15 protein-coding genes, 2 tRNA genes and 1 other annotated feature are annotated in these 17,704 nt (G+C 50.7%); of the genes, 5 read left to right on the forward strand and 12 right to left on the reverse strand.

All coding sequences use genetic code 11. The features are described 5' to 3' along the window. The first annotated feature begins 131 nt into the window (after nucleotides 1-131). Entirely contained in the window at nucleotides 132-1,610 is a 1,479-nt protein-coding gene (gene spoIVA, locus KP626_RS01220) for a stage IV sporulation protein A (RefSeq protein WP_395977560.1), read from the forward strand. Nucleotides 1,611-1,642: 32 nt separating this feature from the next. On the opposite strand, the gene msrA is transcribed toward spoIVA, so the two are convergent. The 3 genes from msrA to KP626_RS01235 form a co-directional block, all read right to left on the reverse strand. Further along, nucleotides 1,643-2,158 carry a peptide-methionine (S)-S-oxide reductase MsrA gene (msrA, locus tag KP626_RS01225; RefSeq protein WP_395977562.1) on the reverse strand — a complete coding sequence of 172 codons (516 nt, stop codon included), beginning with the start codon at nucleotides 2,156-2,158 and terminating at the stop codon, nucleotides 1,643-1,645. Nucleotides 2,159-2,312: 154 nt separating this feature from the next. Beyond that, a tRNA-Pro gene (locus KP626_RS01230) sits at nucleotides 2,313-2,389 on the reverse strand. A 136-nt stretch (nucleotides 2,390-2,525) separates the two neighbouring features. Next, nucleotides 2,526-3,227 carry an SGNH/GDSL hydrolase family protein gene (locus KP626_RS01235; protein ID WP_395977564.1) on the reverse strand — a complete coding sequence of 234 codons (702 nt, stop codon included), beginning with the start codon at nucleotides 3,225-3,227 and terminating at the stop codon, nucleotides 2,526-2,528. Nucleotides 3,228-3,403: 176 nt separating this feature from the next. Here KP626_RS01235 and KP626_RS01240 point away from each other — a divergent pair, with 176 nt between their 5' ends. Then, nucleotides 3,404-3,976, forward strand: coding sequence for a DUF1836 domain-containing protein (locus tag KP626_RS01240; RefSeq protein ID WP_395977566.1), 573 nt, complete (start codon nucleotides 3,404-3,406; stop codon nucleotides 3,974-3,976). A 52-nt stretch (nucleotides 3,977-4,028) separates the two neighbouring features. Here the strand turns inward: KP626_RS01240 and KP626_RS01245 are convergent, their stop codons facing one another. After that, on the reverse strand, nucleotides 4,029-4,862 hold the full coding sequence (locus KP626_RS01245; RefSeq protein ID WP_395977568.1) for a DegV family protein: 834 nt from the start codon (nucleotides 4,860-4,862) through the stop codon (nucleotides 4,029-4,031). Between the two features lie 137 nt (nucleotides 4,863-4,999). Between KP626_RS01245 and KP626_RS01250 the strand changes: the two genes are divergently transcribed. After that, complete coding sequence (locus tag KP626_RS01250) at nucleotides 5,000-5,605, forward strand: DUF1836 domain-containing protein (RefSeq protein ID WP_395977570.1); 606 nt, start codon at nucleotides 5,000-5,002, stop codon at nucleotides 5,603-5,605. A 69-nt stretch (nucleotides 5,606-5,674) separates the two neighbouring features. On the opposite strand, the gene KP626_RS01255 is transcribed toward KP626_RS01250, so the two are convergent. From KP626_RS01255 to KP626_RS01275, 5 genes are all read right to left on the reverse strand, one after another. Then, nucleotides 5,675-6,592: a CorA family divalent cation transporter gene (locus tag KP626_RS01255; protein ID WP_395977572.1), complete on the reverse strand. Its 918-nt coding sequence runs from the start codon at nucleotides 6,590-6,592 to the stop codon at nucleotides 5,675-5,677. A 12-nt stretch (nucleotides 6,593-6,604) separates the two neighbouring features. Then, on the reverse strand, nucleotides 6,605-7,876 hold the full coding sequence (locus tag KP626_RS01260; protein WP_395977574.1) for a hemolysin family protein: 1,272 nt from the start codon (nucleotides 7,874-7,876) through the stop codon (nucleotides 6,605-6,607). Beyond that, the gene (locus KP626_RS01265) at nucleotides 7,866-9,188 is read right to left on the reverse strand and encodes a hemolysin family protein (RefSeq protein WP_395977576.1); all 1,323 of its coding nucleotides are present in this window, start codon (nucleotides 9,186-9,188) and stop codon (nucleotides 7,866-7,868) included. The genes KP626_RS01260 and KP626_RS01265 overlap by 11 nt, the downstream gene beginning before the upstream one ends. Before the next feature lie 221 nt (nucleotides 9,189-9,409). Continuing rightward, nucleotides 9,410-11,014, reverse strand: coding sequence for a potassium/proton antiporter (locus KP626_RS01270; protein WP_395977578.1), 1,605 nt, complete (start codon nucleotides 11,012-11,014; stop codon nucleotides 9,410-9,412). Nucleotides 11,015-11,160: 146 nt separating this feature from the next. Next, nucleotides 11,161-11,235: transfer RNA gene (locus KP626_RS01275), tRNA-Glu, on the reverse strand. A 436-nt stretch (nucleotides 11,236-11,671) separates the two neighbouring features. Here KP626_RS01275 and mgtE point away from each other — a divergent pair. Then, the gene (gene mgtE / locus KP626_RS01280) at nucleotides 11,672-13,012 is read left to right on the forward strand and encodes a magnesium transporter (RefSeq protein ID WP_395977580.1); all 1,341 of its coding nucleotides are present in this window, start codon (nucleotides 11,672-11,674) and stop codon (nucleotides 13,010-13,012) included. Nucleotides 13,013-13,052: 40 nt separating this feature from the next. On the opposite strand, the gene KP626_RS01285 is transcribed toward mgtE, so the two are convergent. Beyond that, entirely contained in the window at nucleotides 13,053-13,973 is a 921-nt protein-coding gene (locus tag KP626_RS01285) for a hypothetical protein (RefSeq protein WP_395977582.1), read from the reverse strand. 140 nt (nucleotides 13,974-14,113) lie between these two features. After that, nucleotides 14,114-14,346 (forward strand) — a binding site (T-box leader). Nucleotides 14,347-14,393: 47 nt separating this feature from the next. On the opposite strand from KP626_RS01285, the gene KP626_RS01290 reads away from it, so the two are divergent. Next, nucleotides 14,394-16,073, forward strand: coding sequence for an AMP-binding protein (locus KP626_RS01290; protein ID WP_395977584.1), 1,680 nt, complete (start codon nucleotides 14,394-14,396; stop codon nucleotides 16,071-16,073). 123 nt (nucleotides 16,074-16,196) lie between these two features. Here KP626_RS01290 and KP626_RS01295 read toward each other — a convergent pair whose 3' ends face one another. Beyond that, nucleotides 16,197-16,730: a GNAT family N-acetyltransferase gene (locus tag KP626_RS01295; protein WP_395977586.1), complete on the reverse strand. Its 534-nt coding sequence runs from the start codon at nucleotides 16,728-16,730 to the stop codon at nucleotides 16,197-16,199. A gap of 10 nt (nucleotides 16,731-16,740) precedes the next feature. Then, the gene (locus KP626_RS01300) at nucleotides 16,741-17,703 is read right to left on the reverse strand and encodes an NAD(P)H-dependent glycerol-3-phosphate dehydrogenase (protein ID WP_395977588.1); all 963 of its coding nucleotides are present in this window, start codon (nucleotides 17,701-17,703) and stop codon (nucleotides 16,741-16,743) included. Nucleotide 17,704 lies beyond the last annotated feature (1 nt).

A 17,704-nucleotide genomic window follows, 5' to 3' on the forward strand; every position in this document is an offset into this window, starting at 1 on the left:
TTTTTCTTTTGCATAGATATAAAGTGGAGAATGCCCAGGAGAATCATTGGGATGAAAATACCGGCGTACATATTTTCTCTTCGGAGTACATAGATATCTACTGTTAGCCGGAGTTGAATGGAGGAATCATGATGGAACGATATGACATCTACAAGGATATTGCATCCCGGACCCAGGGCGATATCTATATCTCTGTGGTGGGTCCCGTGCGCACCGGCAAGAGTACCTTTATCAAGCGGTTTATGGAGTTGATGGTGTTGCCCAAGGTGGATAATACCTTCATCCGCCAACGGGTGACCGATGAAATGCCCCAGTCGGGCGCAGGAAAAACCATCATGACCACCCAGCCCAACTTTGTGCCCAATGAAGCGGTGGAGCTGGAACTGGCCGACGGGGGTACCGCCAAGGTGCGTCTGGTGGATTGCGTGGGCTATATGGTGGAGGGCGCTATGGGTCATATGGAAAACGATGCTGTCCGTATGGTACGCACTCCCTGGCTGGATTATGATATTCCCTTTGAGGAAGCCGCGGAGATTGGCACCCGAAAGGTGATTACCGAACACAGCACCATCGGTATTGTAATGACCACCGACGGCAGCATTACCGAGATTCCCCGGGAGAATTATCTTCCTATGGAGGAACGGGTGGTCAAGGAGCTGCAGGAACTGGGCAAACCCTTTGTGGTGGTGCTCAACACCAAGGCGCCTCGGGCGGCGGAGACCCAGACCCTGTGCCGAGAGCTCACCGACCAATATGGCGTACCGGTAATGCCATACGACGTTCTCAACATGGATGAAGGGGAAATTGAGGATTTATTGAAAAGCGTCCTATATGAATTTCCGCTTCGCGAGGTTCATCTGGATATTCCCGACTGGATTCTGGCTTTGTCGGGGGATCATTGGCTTATGGAAAGCATCATCCAGAATGTCCAGGAGGGCTGCAAGGACGTCCATAAGGTGTCCGATTATCGAATGGTTCTGGAGAAGCTTGCGGAAAACGAGTTCATGGAAGAGGTCCGCAGGGGACAGATCGACTTGGGCACCGGCCGGGCGGTTATCAAGGCGGCGCCGCGGCAGGAGCTGTTCTATCAGATCATCGGGGACGAGTGTGGATATCCCATCGAAGGGGAGTATCATCTGGTCTCCATCTTAAAGGAATTGGTGGCGGCGAAGAAGGAGTACGACCGGGTAAAGGACGCTCTGGATAGCGTCAGGGCGACCGGCTATGGTATGGTGAAGCCTACCATGGATGAGCTGGATCTGGAAGCCCCCGAAATCGTAAGACAGGGGAACCGGTATGGCGTGAAGCTCAAAGCAAGCGCACCCAGTTTGCATTTGCTGCGGGTGGATATCGAAACCGAGGTATCACCCATTGTGGGTTCAGAAAAACAGAGCGAAGAGCTGCTCAACTACCTGCTGTCGGAGTTTGAGAACGATCCTGCTGAGATCTGGAATACCAACATATTTGGGAAATCCCTTAACGATTTGGTAAAGGAAGGGCTTTCCAATAAATTGACCCGGATGCCCGACGAGATTCAGAATAAGGTTCAAATGACGCTTCAGAGGATCATCAATGAAGGGCGCCATAATCTAATCTGCATTGTATTCTAGGAATAGAAAGAACCCGGAATGCCGGGTTCTTTTTATTCCTCTTGCTCCCCTGAGCGTTTTGCATAGTCAAAATGGACTTGGGTGAGGCGGCAATGACCGCCGGGATTCTTTTCCAGATAGTTTTGTTGATATTCTCGAGCAGGCACAAAATACCGGATCGGTCCGTATTCGATGGCCAGAGGTGCCTCATACTGTTTTTGTAGTTCTGCCAGGGAGTTAAAAACCGTCTTCTCTATGGCGGCATCCTCATATAAGATGCAGGAACGGTATTGAACGCCGATATCCGGCCCCTGTCCGTCGCTTTTGGTAGGGTCTATAACGGCAAAGTACATCTCTAAAAGATGCGGAAGTGCAAGGACCTGGGGATCATAGGCGACTCTAACCGCTTCCGCGGCGCCCACCGCTTCCGCTTCTGCGCCTCGATCGCTTCTCATAGCCTCTCTGCCGTTGGCATATCCCACTGTGGTTTCCACTACGCCGGGAATGCAAGAAAAATATTTTTCCATGCCCCAGAAGCAACCGCCTGAAAGATATATGATCTGATTCATAAGTGACCTCCTATTCGACTCCATTCTATCCCGATTTTTGCCAGCTTACAAGGTAATTACGAATCCGCCGATTTATTTGTTGATATTCACCCAATTTATATTAGAAGAGAAATAAAAAAACCACCGAAAACATTTTGTTTTCAGTGGTTTTTCCTGGTCTGGGTGAGAGGATTCGAACCTCCGGCCTCTTGAACCCCATTCAAGCACGCTACCAAACTGCGCCACACCCAGACGCCTATGCACAAGCGATATGTTACCATCTTCGGGTTAAAATGTCAACAAAAAAACCGATGCGAAAGGCGGGGGATTTCAGCGGGGAAAGCTGAATTTATAAGGAAGCTACAAAAGGGTTGACGCATCCTGTTGCCTATGCGATCTGCTGCGTGTCTTGGGAAAAGAACCGTTGAAGCCACTGTTTGACCTCGCTTGTGATGAGCTGGTGTCCCTCTTCGTTGGGATGGATACCATCATCGCAGAGATATTGGCGATAATCCTGTTTTTGTAGGAAGAGCCGACGCAAATCCAGAACCGGACAGCCCATCTCCTTGGCCACTTGGTAGGACAATTGGGAGTAAAGCTCCTGCCAAGTGTAGATACGGTGTTCCGTTACCAGAAAGGAGAGAATAGCAGCCTGGTCCAGCCCCCGGCTGATCCACTGAAAATAGCGGTGGGCGTCGATGGGGGGAAGGGTACAGATGATGGGGGAAACGTTACGGCTGCGCAAATATTCCACCGCCTGACGATAAAGCGATAGGAACCGTTCCGGCGGAACTTTGCACTTTTGCGTTTTAAAGTCCGGGTTGCTGGCTACCTGATCCCAGAAAAAGTCGCAATCGTTTCCGCCATACTCCAAAATGGCGTATCCTTCCTGGGAGGTTTTTTGACGCATGATGGATAGCCCTTTTTCAATGGTAAGGCCGAGCTTGCTGCAATTTACAATGTTGTACTGGCAGTCTGTGGCAAGCGAGGAAGAAAAACTGGCTTTGGTAAGACGGTATTTTCCGGTAGCTTTATCGAGAACTACGCCACGTGTTAGGGAATCGCCAAACAAATAGAGTGTTTTATCCATGAATATCCCTCCAACCGTAATATCTATACTCTATTATATAGTTTTTAATACTAGTTTATACAACATGATAATAACATCGTCGGATTTATTTGTAAAGTATAACAGGAGGGGAACCTATGCAATTTTTTTGTTTTGTGCTATTATGATGCTCAAATGGACGGGATGGAGGGATGATAATGGAAATCTATCATGAGGTTGCCCCCTTGCTGGAAGAATTCTCCCGAATGGGGTTGGGGGATTCCAAAGAGCTGCCTCAGATCGATCTATATATGGATCAGGTAATCACCCTTTTGGAACGGAATCTCAAGGATTTCCGTCGCGGCGAGAAGGATCCCCTTATCACCGGAACCATGGTCAATAACTATGCAAAGGCAAAGCTGCTGCCGGCTCATAATAAAAAGAAATATACCGGGGATCATGTGCTATATCTCCAGGTGATTTATTTGCTCAAGCAGGTATTGTCCACAAAGGACATCGGAGTTCTGATGGGACAGGTGGAACGGGAGACCTTTGAGGGCTTATATGAGGCCACAAGAAAAGTTCAGCATCGGGCCTTTGTCCAACTGGAGGATGAGGTGCGGGATCTTTGCCAGCAGATGGAGGAGGATTCAGAGAGGGATCCGATGCTGATGTTGATCCTGGGCTTGGCTTCCGAGGCTTGGGCGCGCAAGCTATTGATTGAGCGACTATTGGATTCCCACTATGCATCGGCTGAAGGGGAAAAAGAGAAAGAGAATACGAAAAGATGATAAAACCCGGCGGGAAAAGAGATTCCCGCCGGGTTTTTGATCTTTGCATCGGCTATTTTTTTATGGATTGAACGGCAACGCAGCCCGGGCCACCATGGGTAATAAAAAGAGGGCTTAGGGCCAGCACTTCCAATTCTGCATCGGGGAAGTGCTGGGAGAGAAGGGATAAGGCCTCCTGGGCCTTCTCGGGTGCACAGGCATGGCTGATGGAGATACGGTAGCCAGAACCGCCTTTTGGGAGGCTGAGTGCTCCTACGATGGCCTTGAGCGCTCCTTGATAGGTGCGCTTGATACCAAATTTCTCCAGGGTTAGCCCATCCAAGCTATGGCATACCAATGGAACCACGTGGAGCATTCCGCCCAAGGTTGCAGAGACCGAGCTGATGCGTCCCCCCCGCTTAAGAAATCCAAAGTCCTGGGGAATAAGAAAGGAACGAGCACTGTTTTGGCTCGCCTGGAGGGCCTGAATGATCTCTAAGGGGCTTTTTCCGTGCTGTGCTAGTACTATGGCCTTTTCCACCAAATAACGCTGTGGGCCGCATAAAGTGCGAGAATTTAAGATATGGATGGCGTCGGGACACTCCATCATCTTCCGGGCAGCGCGAGCGTTCTGATAGGTACCGGAGATGCCATCCGCCATGGTGATATAAAAGATCTCCTCATGAGCATATTTTTGAAATACCTCCAGAGTTTCTCCTACCGATGGTTGGGAGGTGGTGGGGAAGTGTCCTTGGTTGATGATCTCGATTAAGGAAGGCCCATCCAGCTCTTCCAGATCCAGGTAGCTGTGCCCGTTGACGATAACGCTTAGAGGAATCACATCCACCCCCATGGTAATGCCCTCCTGGCGGCTTAAGAGGGCTGCACTATCGGTGATAATCTGCATGGTAATAAGCTCCTTTTAATCTAGTAATAAATACTAAATTATCATGTTATAAAATCAATGTCAACCATTTAATGATGATAGGTTGTTTGACTTTAAAAGCGAATTATGGTATCTTTTTTCATTGAGGAGGCGTTATTATGGAAGAGGGCCTGGAGAAGAAAGGTCTGGCGTTTGGAGGGGAAGTGCTGGCGTTTCACTGTCCCCGCTGGTCGGAGTTGCCCGATTTAGACCTCTATATGGATCAGGTGGTAACCTTTTTAGAACAGAGCCTTTCGGTGTTTTCCGAGGGAGAAAAGCCCATTACCGCTACGATGATCAACAACTATGTGAAGCAGCGAGTGGTGACGCCGCCGGTACGAAAGCGGTATGCGCGGGAGCATGTGGCTTATCTGATGGTGGTATTTCTGCTGAAAAAAGTGCTGAGCATTCCGGAAATCATCCAGTTGATCTCCATGCAAAGCCACGCCTATGATACGGAACTCGCCTATGATTACTTCTGCGAGGAGTTGGAGCGGGCTTTGCGGACGATGTTTTGGCAGAGTGATGATTTTCTTATCTCCACTGCTAGCAAAACGACTTATGAATCCGAAACACTGCGAGCCGCGGTACTGGCTTTTGCCAGCAAGGTTTATATTCAGAAATCCATTGCCTATGTAGAGCGTATCCGGGAAGAAGGGGTGGAAACGCCGTTGGCGTTTCCGTTGGAGAGTAAGGACTCCGGTACGGACGGATATTCTAGATAAGAGGCGTATAGGAGAAATACAATATTAAAAAGGGCTTTGACAAAATCGTCAAAGCCCTTTTTGATGCTCTTAAAACCAGTCGCGTTTTTTAAAATAACGGATGCAGCCGATGACCACCACAAGACAAAGCAGAATCACTGCTGGATAGCCCAAAGTCCAGTGGTATTCCGGCATCTGAAGATTCATCCCATACCAGCCTACGATAAGGGTCAGGGGCAGAAATATGATATTGATGACGGTTAACACCTTCATAATGCCATTGAGCCGAATATCCACCTGGGATTGATAGGCCTCTCGTAGTTCGGCGACATACTCCATAATGCTGGACACCTTGGAATACAGGCGATCCAGCCGTCCCAGAAGAATGCGGATGGATCGAACCGCCTGCCGGTCTAAAAAACCGTTTTCATTGCGTTCCATATCCTGAAAAACATCAATGCCCTTCTCGTAATACTGTTTGATGGCTCTTAGATTTTTCCGAAGGGATACGATCTGCCGGGTGTAGTCCCGGCGTGTCTTTCCCTCTAGGATGTCGTCCTCGATGCTGGCGATCCCATTTTCCAGGTCGTTTAGCGACTGATAATCTCCATCGTAAAGGCCGGCAACCAGAGCATAGAGGAAGCGGTCAAAGCTACGATCAAGAATATCGTCCTGGGCCAAGGATTGGATCAATGCTTCCACTGGTTCCAGATGGTCGGTAAATACCTGAATCCGGTCTTTTTGTAAAAAAAGATGAACCCGATAGCTGGAGAAGGGCAGCTCCGCCCTTTTGTCCCAGACCTCCAGGCAGATAACATCCAGCCCCTCCCGGCTCTCAAACCGGGTGGCGGGATTGGCCAGGGATTTTTCAAACAGGTCCGAAGGCAGGGAGCAGGGGAAGAGGGGAGAGGAAGCCTCCAAACTGCCCAATCCAATATAGCGCCCATCGGGGGCGAGAGGAGCTTCCCCATGGGGCAGTATTTTACCATCCTGTAATCGGTAAATCATAGAGCGCATCCTTTAATCCTCGTCCTCTTGGACCGGTGGCCGCGCCTGAACCTTGAGCTTAGTGATTCGCAGGTCGTCCATCTCGGTAACGGTCACGGTGAGATTCTGATAGTCGAAGGCGTCTCCCACCTGGGGATATCCGCCCAACTGATCGATAGCCCAGCCGCCAACGGTGGTGTATTCGCCATCAAAACGATCCTCATCGATGTCCAAATACTCGAACAGATCATAGATGCTCAAATCACCGCTGACCTCATAGAGATCGGGGCCAACGCTGACAAACTCATTTTTGATCTCATCGGTTTCATCCCAGATTTCGCCTACAAGCTGCTCTAAGACGTCTTCCATGGTAAGGATGCCCATGGTGCCTCCGTATTCATCGGTGACCACTGCCAGATGAAGCTTTCGGCGTTTTAGCTCCGCCAGCACCGCGGGAAGCTTCATGGTTTTATGGATGAAACAAACCTCCATAAGCAGGGGACGAATGTTGAGGTCATGCTGATCCACCACCTGCTTTAGGAAATGGTTTAGATAGAGAACACCGATAATATTATCGATACTGTCCTCGTAGACGGGGATGCGGGAATAGGGGGATCCCAGCGCCAGCTCGATGATAGCATCCATGCTGTCGTCGATGTCGATGGCCAGCATATCCACCCGAGGCGTTAAGACCTCCTGAGCTGCGATATCGCTGAATTCCAGGGCGGACTGTAAAAGCTCGCTGCGCTCTTCGTCAATAACCCCCTCGTCCTCAACGGTTTCAATGATGGCGGCAAGCTCCTCCTCGGTCATGGAGGGGGATTGCGCGTCGCCACGGCTCCACAACCGGGAGATCAAATTCACAAACCCCATGATAACGATGACCAGAGGCTTTGTCAGATACATCAAAAAGCGGAGGGGAAGAGCAACCGCACGGGAAAATCCATCGCAGTTTTCCTTGGCCACGATCTTGGGCATAATCTCCCCAAAGGTGAGAATCAATACCGTCATGATGGCGGTAGCGTATCCCACTGCGCTCTCGCCGCCTAGGTTAATGGCGATGACGGTGGCCACCGAAGAGGCGGCGATGTTTACCAAGTTGTTGCCTATTAAAATGGTGGAGAGAGCGCTCGCGTAGTTTTCATAGATAAAATAGGCGATTTTATCCTTGGCGCGGCCGGATTCCGCTGCTTTTTTCAGCCGCATTTTATTGGCGGAAGCGTAGGCGATTTCAGATCCGGAAAAAAAGGCGGAAAGGGCAATGAGAACGATGATAAACACATATGGCCAGTAACTACTGCCCATGCTTCAAATCAACTCCAATTAAGTTTGCTTTTATGGATTCCTGGGGCTCCGGGGAGACGGGCGGTGTCCATTTGATCAGCAGCTTTACGATGCGTTGATGGTCCATTTTGGTGATGGTGACCATGAGGTCGTTGTAGACAAAGTGGTCTCCTTCATGGGGAATAAACTCAAAATGATCCAAAGCCCAGCCGCCCATGGTCTTGTGGGAAAAGGCCTCTTCATCGTAATTTTCATATTCCATTTCCTCGAAGGCGTCCTCCACCAGAAGATCACCGGACACTTCAAAGCGATTGCCTCCGATTTTGACGAATTCCTCCACCACTTCGTCATCCTCATCCCAGATCTCGCCTACCAGCTCCTCAAGAATATCCTCTACGGTAACGATCCCCATGGTTCCGCCGTAGTCGTCCGTCACGATGGCTAGATGCAGCTTTTTACGGCTCATCTCCTCCAAAAGATCGTCGATGCGGGTGGATTTATGGACAAAATGGGGTTCATCCAATAGATCTTTCAGATGGACATTCCCTTGAAAGCGCACATAGTTTTTTAGGTATTTACGGATCTGAAGAATGCCGATGATATTATCGATGGTGTCCTCATACACCGGCAAGCGAGAGTACTTCTGGGCTTTGATGAGGGAGAGGATTTCTCCTTCCGCCATATCCGCGTCGATGGAGACAAGGTCCACCCGGGAGGTCAGCACATCCTGAACCGTGATATCCGCAAACTCCAAGGCTGAGCGTACCAGATCGCTCTTATCCTCGCTAAGGCTGCCTTCCTCCTCGATGGTATCGATGATTTCATAGAGCTCCTCCTCGGTGACGGTGGGCTCGCTCTTCTTTCCAAAGAGCTTGCTTGCAAGCTTGCTGATGGAGGTGAAAAGGAAGGTGATGGGGGTGAGGATTTTCATTAAAAAGTATAGGGAACCGGAAACCGAAAGGGCAAACCGTTCGCTATACGCTTTGGCAAAGCTCTTGGGAATCATCTCGCTGATCAAAAAAACAACCACCGTGATGACAACGGTGGAATAGGCCACCGCGCCAACACCCCAAAGGCGGGTGGCAATCAAAGTGGCCAAAGAAGCGCATCCAATATGCATGAGATTGTTCCCAATCAAGAGGGTGGTCAGCGCTTTATCGAAATGATTGGAGATGTAAAGAGCTTTTTTTGCCCGGCGATCCCCGCCCTCGGCATAGTTGCGTAGGCGTATCTTGTTGAAGGATGCAAAGGATATTTCCGCACCGGCGAAGTATCCTCCGCCAAGAATCAATAGGACCAAAAGAATGTATGGCAACCAACTGCCACCGTCCATCCGGACACCAACTCCTTACATACAAAAAAATGGCCAGAGCCATATAAAGATATAACAATGATACCCGATTTTTCAGGAATTATCAAGGAACCAAACGCTTCTCCGGCTTCTTCCAGGCGTTTGACACAGAATCACAGCAAGAGTGGAAGGGGAGTTCGCTTTATTTCGGCTCATTTGGGCAAAACCGCCGGAATTCCCGGGTTTTCTGCATCTGTTTTAAATTATGGTGTCCCGGAGAGATTAACTACCAATAGATCGTTTTCCTCGATGACGGTATCCCCTTTGGGAATAATGGTTTGATCCCCGCGGATCACCATGATGACCAGCTCTCCGGATTTCGGGGAAAAATCGTGGACGGTCTTTCCGATCCATTTGCTTTCCGGTAAAATGCGATGCTCCTGAAGGGAGATTGCGCTGCCTCCTTGGTATTCATGGGCGCTTAAAACCGCCACATCTCCCTCGTGGAGGAGGGTACCGCCATGGGGGATCATGGGGATATCCTTTTGAATTACCAGTATCATGAGGGTATCCGGCGGCAAAACAATATCCTGTATGGCATGGCCTGCCCAAGGATGCCCCTCACGGATGGTGAGCTTCATCAGGTGTAGATCGGTTTCATCGGTGTAATCACTGAAGGTGCGCATAACATCGATATCTTTGTCGCTCATGCCCAGCCATCTTGCAAAGGGGGATAGTAGAGAGCCTTGAAAGAGGATGGAAAGCAGAACAATGCAGAAAACAATGTGAAAAAGATCGTTATTCTGAGTGGTCTCTCCGGCTACCGCCATGATGGCAAATACGATGGATGCGGCGCCCCGAAGACCTGCAAAGGATACCAGAATCGTTTGCCGGAGACGGCACCGGAAGGGGGAAAGGCAGGCAAAAACCGCAATGGGACGCGCTGCCAGGGTGAGGAACAGCATGACCCCCAAAGCAGGCAATAAAATCTGTGGGATGCGGGAAGGGGTGGCCAATAGACCCAGCAAAAAGAAGATAAGCATTTGCATTAAGCTGGTAATGCCGTTGAAAAAATGGACCAGGGCCTTTTTGTTTTGAAACCGCGCGTTTCCTAGAATGATGCCGCAAAGATAGGTGCTTAGATAACCATTGCCCCCCAGCACCGCCGCCAGGGAATAGGAGATTAGCGCTACGCCGATGACGAAAGCCATGTCAAATCCAGCTACGGAAAAGGAGGCTCGTTTGAGAATCCACACGGCAATCAGCGCTACCAGAACGACCACCAGTATGCTGAAAAAGAACTGGGAGAATACCATGGCTAGGATGGAACCCGCTGAGGTTTTGCCCTCCATAATGGACAACACGATTACGGTAAGCATGTAGGAGCAGGGATCGTTGCTGCCGCTCTCCAGCTCCAGCATGGAGTCGGTATGGTATCGGAGGCCCATTTTATTTGAGCGAAGGATGGCAAACACCGATGCGGCGTCGGTGGAGCTGATTACTGCGCCGATAAGGAGGCTTTCCAGCAGCTCCATTCCGAGAATAAAATAACAGAATAATCCCGTAAGGGCGGCGGTGAGCGCCACGCCCAGGGTGGATAGTAAAGCGGATTTTATGGCGACCGGCCGCGCCTGGCTCCAGTTGGTACCAAAACCGCCGTAGAACATGATGAAAATCAGCGCTACAGAACAGATCTGCTCAGCAAAACGATAGTTTTCAAATGGAATTTTCAGAATGCCATCGGTGCCAAAAGCCACACCCAGCAGGATAAACGTAAGCAGCATAGGAATCCCGATTCTCTGAGATAGCCGGTTTAGCAGGACGCAAAACAGGATTACGATGGAAACAATCAGGATACCAAACGCCATATCATTTCTCCTATGGTTATGAATCTATAAAATAGTATACGGGAAACGCTGATAGAATGCAAAATGATGAACAAGGAATGTGGGGGGAGGCTGACTCTCCAATGGAAATTAAAAAAATTCGCAAACCATTTGGTTTGCGAATTCTTTGGTAGCCCGTAGGGGAATCGAACCCCTGTTACCGCCTTGAGAGGGCGATGTCTTAACCGCTTGACCAACGGGCCACGTGATTGCTTGTATATTCTATCCGATAAGCTGAGATTTTTCAACCCCTTTTTTCAAGAAAAATACGGAAGAAAGAAACCGGGAAAAAAGACGGCATTGGCCACTGTTATGGACGAATTTATTGAAAAGAGCCAGCGCATCAGAACCGCTGCGAGAAAGCAGGGAATTGCCATGATTATAAAACCATATAAAATAGAATGAATTTCACTGGAAAAGAGGATATTTGCGGATATTTCGGGAAAAAGCGGTTGCAACCACGGGGGAAAAGCAATATACTGTGTTAGGATAAAAAGGAGGTGCAGACGTGGATAGCGACAGTTACGGTACCATGGACCATATACCAATAAGAACCGCCAGGGTATCTGGACTGCTGCGCTGCGCCTTTTAGCATAGTGCTCCACCTGCCTTGGCACCATAGTCAAGGGAGGGATTCCAATGAATGTAGAACTCTTGCGCGAACTTCTAGCGGAAAAGCGCTATTTGGAGTTAAAATCCGCACTTACCCATCTGCCCGAGATTGACATCGCTGAGTTTATCGATGAGCTGGAGGAGGAGCGGCACGTTTTGATCGTGTTCCGGCTTCTATCCAAGGAGATTGCGGCCGATGTGTTCTCCAACCTTTCGGTAGAAAAACAAACCATCATCTGCGACCTGATCCAGGATGAGGAGCTGGAGGAGATTCTCAGCGACCTCTATTTTGACGATATGATTGACCTTCTGGAGGAGGTTCCGGCCTATCTGGTCAAGCGGATTATGAAACATCGTGGCGAGAAAGAGCGCCGCTTGATCAACCAATTCCTGAATTATAAAGAGAATAGCGCTGGGAGCTTGATGACCATCGAATTCGTGGATCTACACCGAGACATGACGGTGCAGGAGGCCATGATGCGCATCCGGCGGGACGCAGAGGACAAGGAGACCATCTATACCTGCTATGTCATTGATGACGCCCGGCGGCTGGATGGCATTGTGTCCTTAAAGGATATCGTACTGGCCCAGCCAGAGGATATCATCGAGGACATCATGGAGGATGAGTTCGTATTTGTCACCACCGATGAGGACCAGGAGGAGGTAGCAGATCTGTTCCATCGGTATGATTTGCTTGCTCTGCCGGTGGTGGACCGGGAAAAGCGCCTAGTGGGCATCATCACCGTCGACGATATTATGGATGTTTTGGAGGAAGAGAGCACCGAGGATATCCTGGTTATGGGCGCTGTTACGCCCAGTACCGAGCCCTATATGGAGCAAGGCGTTTGGGCTCTGGCCAAAAAGCGCGCTCCATGGCTGTTGATCCTCATGATCTCCGCTACCCTTTCTGGCTTGATCATCCGGGCCTTTGAGGCTACGCTGGCCACCTATGTGGTGCTGACGGCCTTTGTGCCCATGCTAATGGATACCGGAGGAAACGCGGGATCTCAGTCCTCTACCACGGTTATTCGGGCAATCACCCTGGGGGAGATCGAATTCAAAGATATCCTGAAAGTGGTGTTTAAGGAGATGCGTGTCAGCCTTTTGGTGGGCCTGATGCTGGCGGGAATCAACTTTCTTCGGATCGTGTTTCTGGAGCATTATTCCGTCTCTGTGGCTCTTGTGGTTTGCGGCACCCTGATCTTTACCGTGATCTTCGCAAAGACCCTGGGGGGCTTTCTGCCCTTATTGGCTAAGAAGATTGGGTTTGATCCGGCGCTGATGGCCAGCCCCATGATCACTACCATCGTGGACGCGGTGTCCCTGGTAATCTACTTCAGTATGGCGACCTGCATCCTGGGCCTATAAAAAAACCGGCGGAAGTTCCGCCGGTTTTTTTATCGTAATCTTACATGCCGCTCAGATTGTTTGCCATGGAGAGGATGCTCATAAGTCCCTGCATGAGGGGCATTTTTTCCATGATTTCCTCTTCATCAGTGAGGGGAGTGGCGTTGGCGGTACCGGCGGGAAGGGAAATGTCTTTCTCGTCGTAATGTACGGTTGCATCCACGGAAAGGTTGATTCCGTCTACCATGGCCAGGTTCTCCTCGTCAGCGCCTTGAGCTACCATAAAGGCTTTGTAGGCTTCCTTATCCAGCGTAACGCTTGTTCCGGCAAAACGGGAGGTATCGGCCTCTACATAGATATGAATTTTGATCATATCCATCACCTGCTGCACGGCCTCCGCAGCTTCGTTAAGATCCTCTTGATCCAGGCCCTCCATATCGATGCCGCTCAAAGAACCCTCCAACATTTTGTTGCCGTCTAGAACCAGCTGGATCTTATAGACGCTGCGGCCGTCAAGGGTCTCCTTGCCAATGGTTTTGATCTCGGAGCATAGGGAAGGGAACATGCTGAGCATCTGGCTGTTGCCCATGGCGCTGAGACTGTTGAGGCTGCTCAAGCTATCCTCCATTTCTCCCTCGATGGAGTACCAGGCGCCGTCGGTGCCCTCAAAATAGATCTGAGGGCTGGTGGCGCTAACATCCATATAAAGGGTGTCCTTAGCCGAAGAGCCCAGGAGATTGAAATCACAGTCGAGGATCATGGTATTTTCGGTGCCCTGTCCCTCCATGAGCATGGCCATGCCCAAGCCAGTGCCGGTGAGATCCTCGATGGAAAGATCCATCTTCATCGTGGTATAGGTAACGGGATCGGTGTTGGCAGCCGCTTTTTTCAAAAGCTCTTTTCCATCAGGGTTGCCGCCACAGGCGGTGAGGGCCAGGAGCGTTAGGATAGCCGTCAGCCCCGCAAAAATACGTTTTTTCATTGAAAGAAACCTCCAATCTAATTCGCTGCACATAGCAACATCATTATATCATAAGGGGGGAAAAGTAAAAGCCAACTTTTTTTAAAAAGGTGGTTGACAAAGCTTGGGAAGGGACATATAATATCAAAAAATAAAGCACCGCAAAGACTGCGATGGGGAATAAGTACCGTAGAGCGCAACTTTAGAGAGCCGTTGGGTGGTGAAAAACGGCGTTGCAGCAACGGGAAACTCGCCCCGGAGTTCCTGGCTGAAAGCATGCGAGTAGGTTCAGGCGGAGGCCCACCGTTACAGGGGTAAGGCGTGTTGGCGCCTGTAGAGGGGGAGCGCAAGCTCAACCAAGGTGGTACCGCGGATGATTCGATCCGTCCTTGATAAGAGGACGGATCTTTTTATTTATTCTGAGAGTTGGAGGAACGTACAATGCCGGATTTGATCAACGTGACGCTGGGACAGTTGCTGGAAGAACAGGCACGGGTCAACCCCGATGTGGAGGCGGTGGTCTCGCCTTACCGTAACGTGCGGTATACCTACCGGGAGTTTAACGCCATCTGCGATCAGGTAGCAAAGGGATTTATGGCTATGGGCGTCCAGAAAGGGGATCATGTGGCGATGTGGGCGACCAACTATCCCCAGTGGGTGATCTCCATGTTTGCCGCCGCTAAAATCGGCGCGGCCCTGGTGACGGTTAATACCAACTATAAGAAATTTGAGCTGGAATACCTGATGAAGCAGTCGGATTCCATGACCCTTATTATGATCGACGGCTATAAAGACTGCGATTATGTGGCCTATATCCAGGAGCTGTGTCCTGAAATCTACCAGTGTGCGCCGGGACAGCTTAAGAGCGAGGCGTTCCCGTATCTTAAGAATGTCATCTATATCCATGACGACAACGATGACCGCAAGGAGGGAATGTATAACTGGGAGGATCTCTATACCTTGGGCGATATGGTGTCCGATCGGGCGCTCCAGGCGAGGAAGGACCAGTGCGATCCTGACGACGTGGTGATGATGCAGTATACCTCGGGCACCACCGGATTCCCCAAGGGCGTTATGCTGACCCACTATAATATTGTCAATAACGGCCGCGCCATTGGGGAATGCATGCGGTTGTCTGAAAAGGATCGTCTGCTGATCCATGTTCCCCTGTTCCACTGCTTTGGTTGTGTGCTAGGGGTCATGGCCTGCGTTAACTTCTCTACTTCTATGATTTTCTTGGATTATTTTCATCCCATTCGTTCCATGCAGATCCTACAGGACGAGAACTGCACCGCCGTCCATGGGGTTCCCACCATGTTTATCGCCATGCTGGAACATGAGCGGTTCCCAGAGTTTTCCTTCCCCCATCTGCGAACGGGGATTATGGCGGGTTCGCCATGTCCCATTGAAATCATGAAGCGTGTGGTCAATGAAATGGGCATGAAGGAGATCACCATTTCCTATGGTCAAACGGAATCCTCCCCCGTGATTACCATGACCCGGGCGGATGATCCGTTGAATCTGCGGGTATCCACGGTGGGCCGCTGTCAGCCTCATATGGAGGTCAAGATCGTGGATATGGAGACCGGTGAAGACGTCCCCTGCGGCGTTCAGGGAGAGATCGTGACCCGAGGCTATCAGGTGATGAAGGGCTACTATAAGATGCCGGAGGCCACCGCCGCCGCCATCGATAGCGAAGGCTGGCTGCATACCGGAGACCTGGGTACCATGGATAAAAACGGCTATTTTAAGGTGACGGGACGCCTTAAGGATATGATCATCCGGGGTGGAGAAAACATCTATCCCCGGGAGATCGAGGAGTATCTCTACACCCACCCCAGCGTACAGGATGTCCAGGTGATCGGCGTACCCGATCTGCGCTATGGTGAGGAGGTAGCCGCCTATATCATTCTGAAGGAAGGGGAGTCCGGTAAAGTGACGGGGGAGGATATGATCACCTATGTCAGAGAAGGGCTGTCCCGCTTTAAGACCCCGCGGTATGTGGTGTTTGTGGATAGTTTCCCCATGACCACCAGCGGAAAGATTCAGAAGTTTAAGATGCGGGAAATGGCCATCGAGGATCTGGGACTCCAGGATGCCGCCAACGTGGCCACGGCATAAGTAAAATAACCGGCGGAGGTGTGGATCCGCCGTTTCAATAGAGAAGCGGTTCTTCCCATGTGTGGTAGGAAGAACCGCTTTTTGCGATAAAGGGCCGGCCTAGTAATAGGAAAGAAGTAGCAGTTATAGCAGAATTTCATACCGCTCTTCCTCAAGAATTTTTCCACGTGCCGTTATGATTTCTTTGGGGCCGGATACCAGCTTTCCCCCATAATAAAGCGGAATCTTTTTGCTGGGGGTATTCCTGCGGTCTACGGGATAGCACAGCCTTTTGATTCCCATGCTCCTTGCGAGATGGAGGATCCCGCCTATGGCCTCTCTGCCAAAATGATTTCCGTGATAGGGGGCCGCAATCCAGATGCCCAATTCTGGAATTGGATCCGGGATATGGTCCAGGCTCGCGATTCCCATGAACGCTCCATGGAGCGTTCCGGTAACGGCATAAACATAATTGGCACCGCATTCCCGCTGTGTGATAAACCGCTGGACTACGGCGGCTGTTTCATCGATCCCGGCAGCGGCTAGCGGTACCATATAGCGGGCGATTTCCGGTGTAAAATGATGGAAAATATCCTGAATATGGGCTTGTGAAACGGGGATTAGGTTTAGCCGCTCCGTTTCAACCGAGCGATCCTTCCATGACGCGATACGATGCATTTTTGATCCTCTAGAACTCCTCTTTGATGCTGCGCATAAAGAGATTAGAGAGCACCGTACCGGCGTCTTCTTTTCGCTGCAGGATCTGATAGACGCCGGTACAGATGGGCAGATCCACTCCGTACCGCTGGGCGAGAAGCACCATAGCGGCGGAAGTGGAAACGCCTTCAGCCAGCTCATGGTAAGGCTCCCGCCGGATGAACTTTTCCCCGAATGCCCGATTGTGGCTGTATGGAGAGAATACGGTGGCAGCATAATCCCCCAGGTGTCCCAGACCATAGGCGGTTATCGGGTTTCCGCCCATTGCACCGATGAGACGGGAGATCTCCCGAGTGCCCCGGGAAATGAGAGCGCCTTTCAGAGAGGTCAGATTGGCTCCGTCCAGCATCCCGGCGGCAATGCCGATGACGTTTTTGCTGGCGGCGCCCACCTCGTTGCCCAAAAGGTCGCTGCCGTAATAAAAACGGATGAGATCGCCGCCAAAAGCGTCCACCAACCGGTATTTCAGGCATCGGTCTTTGGAATCGATGACCATACAGTTGGGAATACCCGCTGTAAAATCCTGGACGTGGCCAGGACCCACCCAGACGGCTACCGGAGCTTCTGGGCCCAATACCGCTTCTACCACCTGGCTGAGCCGGAGCCCCGTGTCCTCCTCGATTCCCTTCATACAGAGGATCAAGGGAATGGTGTGGGGGAGCTGTGCGGATTTGAGTTCTGCTAAAAGAGAACGGAGGCCCTGGGCGCCGATGGAGATGACCAATACCTCTCCGTGCTGAACGGCATCGGATAGCTGGGTGGACAAGCGGACGCTGTCGGGCAGATGAACCATGCCGTTGGTACGGCTGGATTGGAAAGCAGCCATGGAGCGGCTGGAAGGCCGCCCGTAGAGTGTGATATCGTGGCCGATGTGATCAAGATACCAGGCGATAAAGGAGCCCCATCGGCCGCAGCCCAATACAGAAATCCGCATA

The sequence above is a fragment of the Christensenella sp. MSJ-20 genome (assembly GCF_044357945.1).
GTDB lineage: Bacteria > Bacillota > Clostridia > Christensenellales > QAND01 > QAND01.

Bases quoted from the DNA above. Each gene is read 5' to 3' on its own strand.
- spoIVA (WP_395977560.1), top strand. From the start codon at position 132: ATGGAACGATATGACATCTACAAGGATATTGCATCCCGGACCCAGGGC.
- msrA (WP_395977562.1), bottom strand. From the start codon at position 2,158: ATGAATCAGATCATATATCTTTCAGGCGGTTGCTTCTGGGGCATGGAA.
- KP626_RS01235 (WP_395977564.1), bottom strand. From the start codon at position 3,227: ATGGATAAAACACTCTATTTGTTTGGCGATTCCCTAACACGTGGCGTA.
- KP626_RS01240 (WP_395977566.1), top strand. From the start codon at position 3,404: ATGGAAATCTATCATGAGGTTGCCCCCTTGCTGGAAGAATTCTCCCGA.
- KP626_RS01245 (WP_395977568.1), bottom strand. From the start codon at position 4,862: ATGCAGATTATCACCGATAGTGCAGCCCTCTTAAGCCGCCAGGAGGGC.
- KP626_RS01250 (WP_395977570.1), top strand. From the start codon at position 5,000: ATGGAAGAGGGCCTGGAGAAGAAAGGTCTGGCGTTTGGAGGGGAAGTG.
- KP626_RS01255 (WP_395977572.1), bottom strand. From the start codon at position 6,592: ATGATTTACCGATTACAGGATGGTAAAATACTGCCCCATGGGGAAGCT.
- KP626_RS01260 (WP_395977574.1), bottom strand. From the start codon at position 7,876: ATGGGCAGTAGTTACTGGCCATATGTGTTTATCATCGTTCTCATTGCC.
- KP626_RS01265 (WP_395977576.1), bottom strand. From the start codon at position 9,188: ATGGACGGTGGCAGTTGGTTGCCATACATTCTTTTGGTCCTATTGATT.
- KP626_RS01270 (WP_395977578.1), bottom strand. From the start codon at position 11,014: ATGGCGTTTGGTATCCTGATTGTTTCCATCGTAATCCTGTTTTGCGTC.
- mgtE (WP_395977580.1), top strand. From the start codon at position 11,672: ATGAATGTAGAACTCTTGCGCGAACTTCTAGCGGAAAAGCGCTATTTG.
- KP626_RS01285 (WP_395977582.1), bottom strand. From the start codon at position 13,973: ATGAAAAAACGTATTTTTGCGGGGCTGACGGCTATCCTAACGCTCCTG.
- KP626_RS01290 (WP_395977584.1), top strand. From the start codon at position 14,394: ATGCCGGATTTGATCAACGTGACGCTGGGACAGTTGCTGGAAGAACAG.
- KP626_RS01295 (WP_395977586.1), bottom strand. From the start codon at position 16,730: ATGCATCGTATCGCGTCATGGAAGGATCGCTCGGTTGAAACGGAGCGG.
- KP626_RS01300 (WP_395977588.1), bottom strand. From the start codon at position 17,703: ATGCGGATTTCTGTATTGGGCTGCGGCCGATGGGGCTCCTTTATCGCC.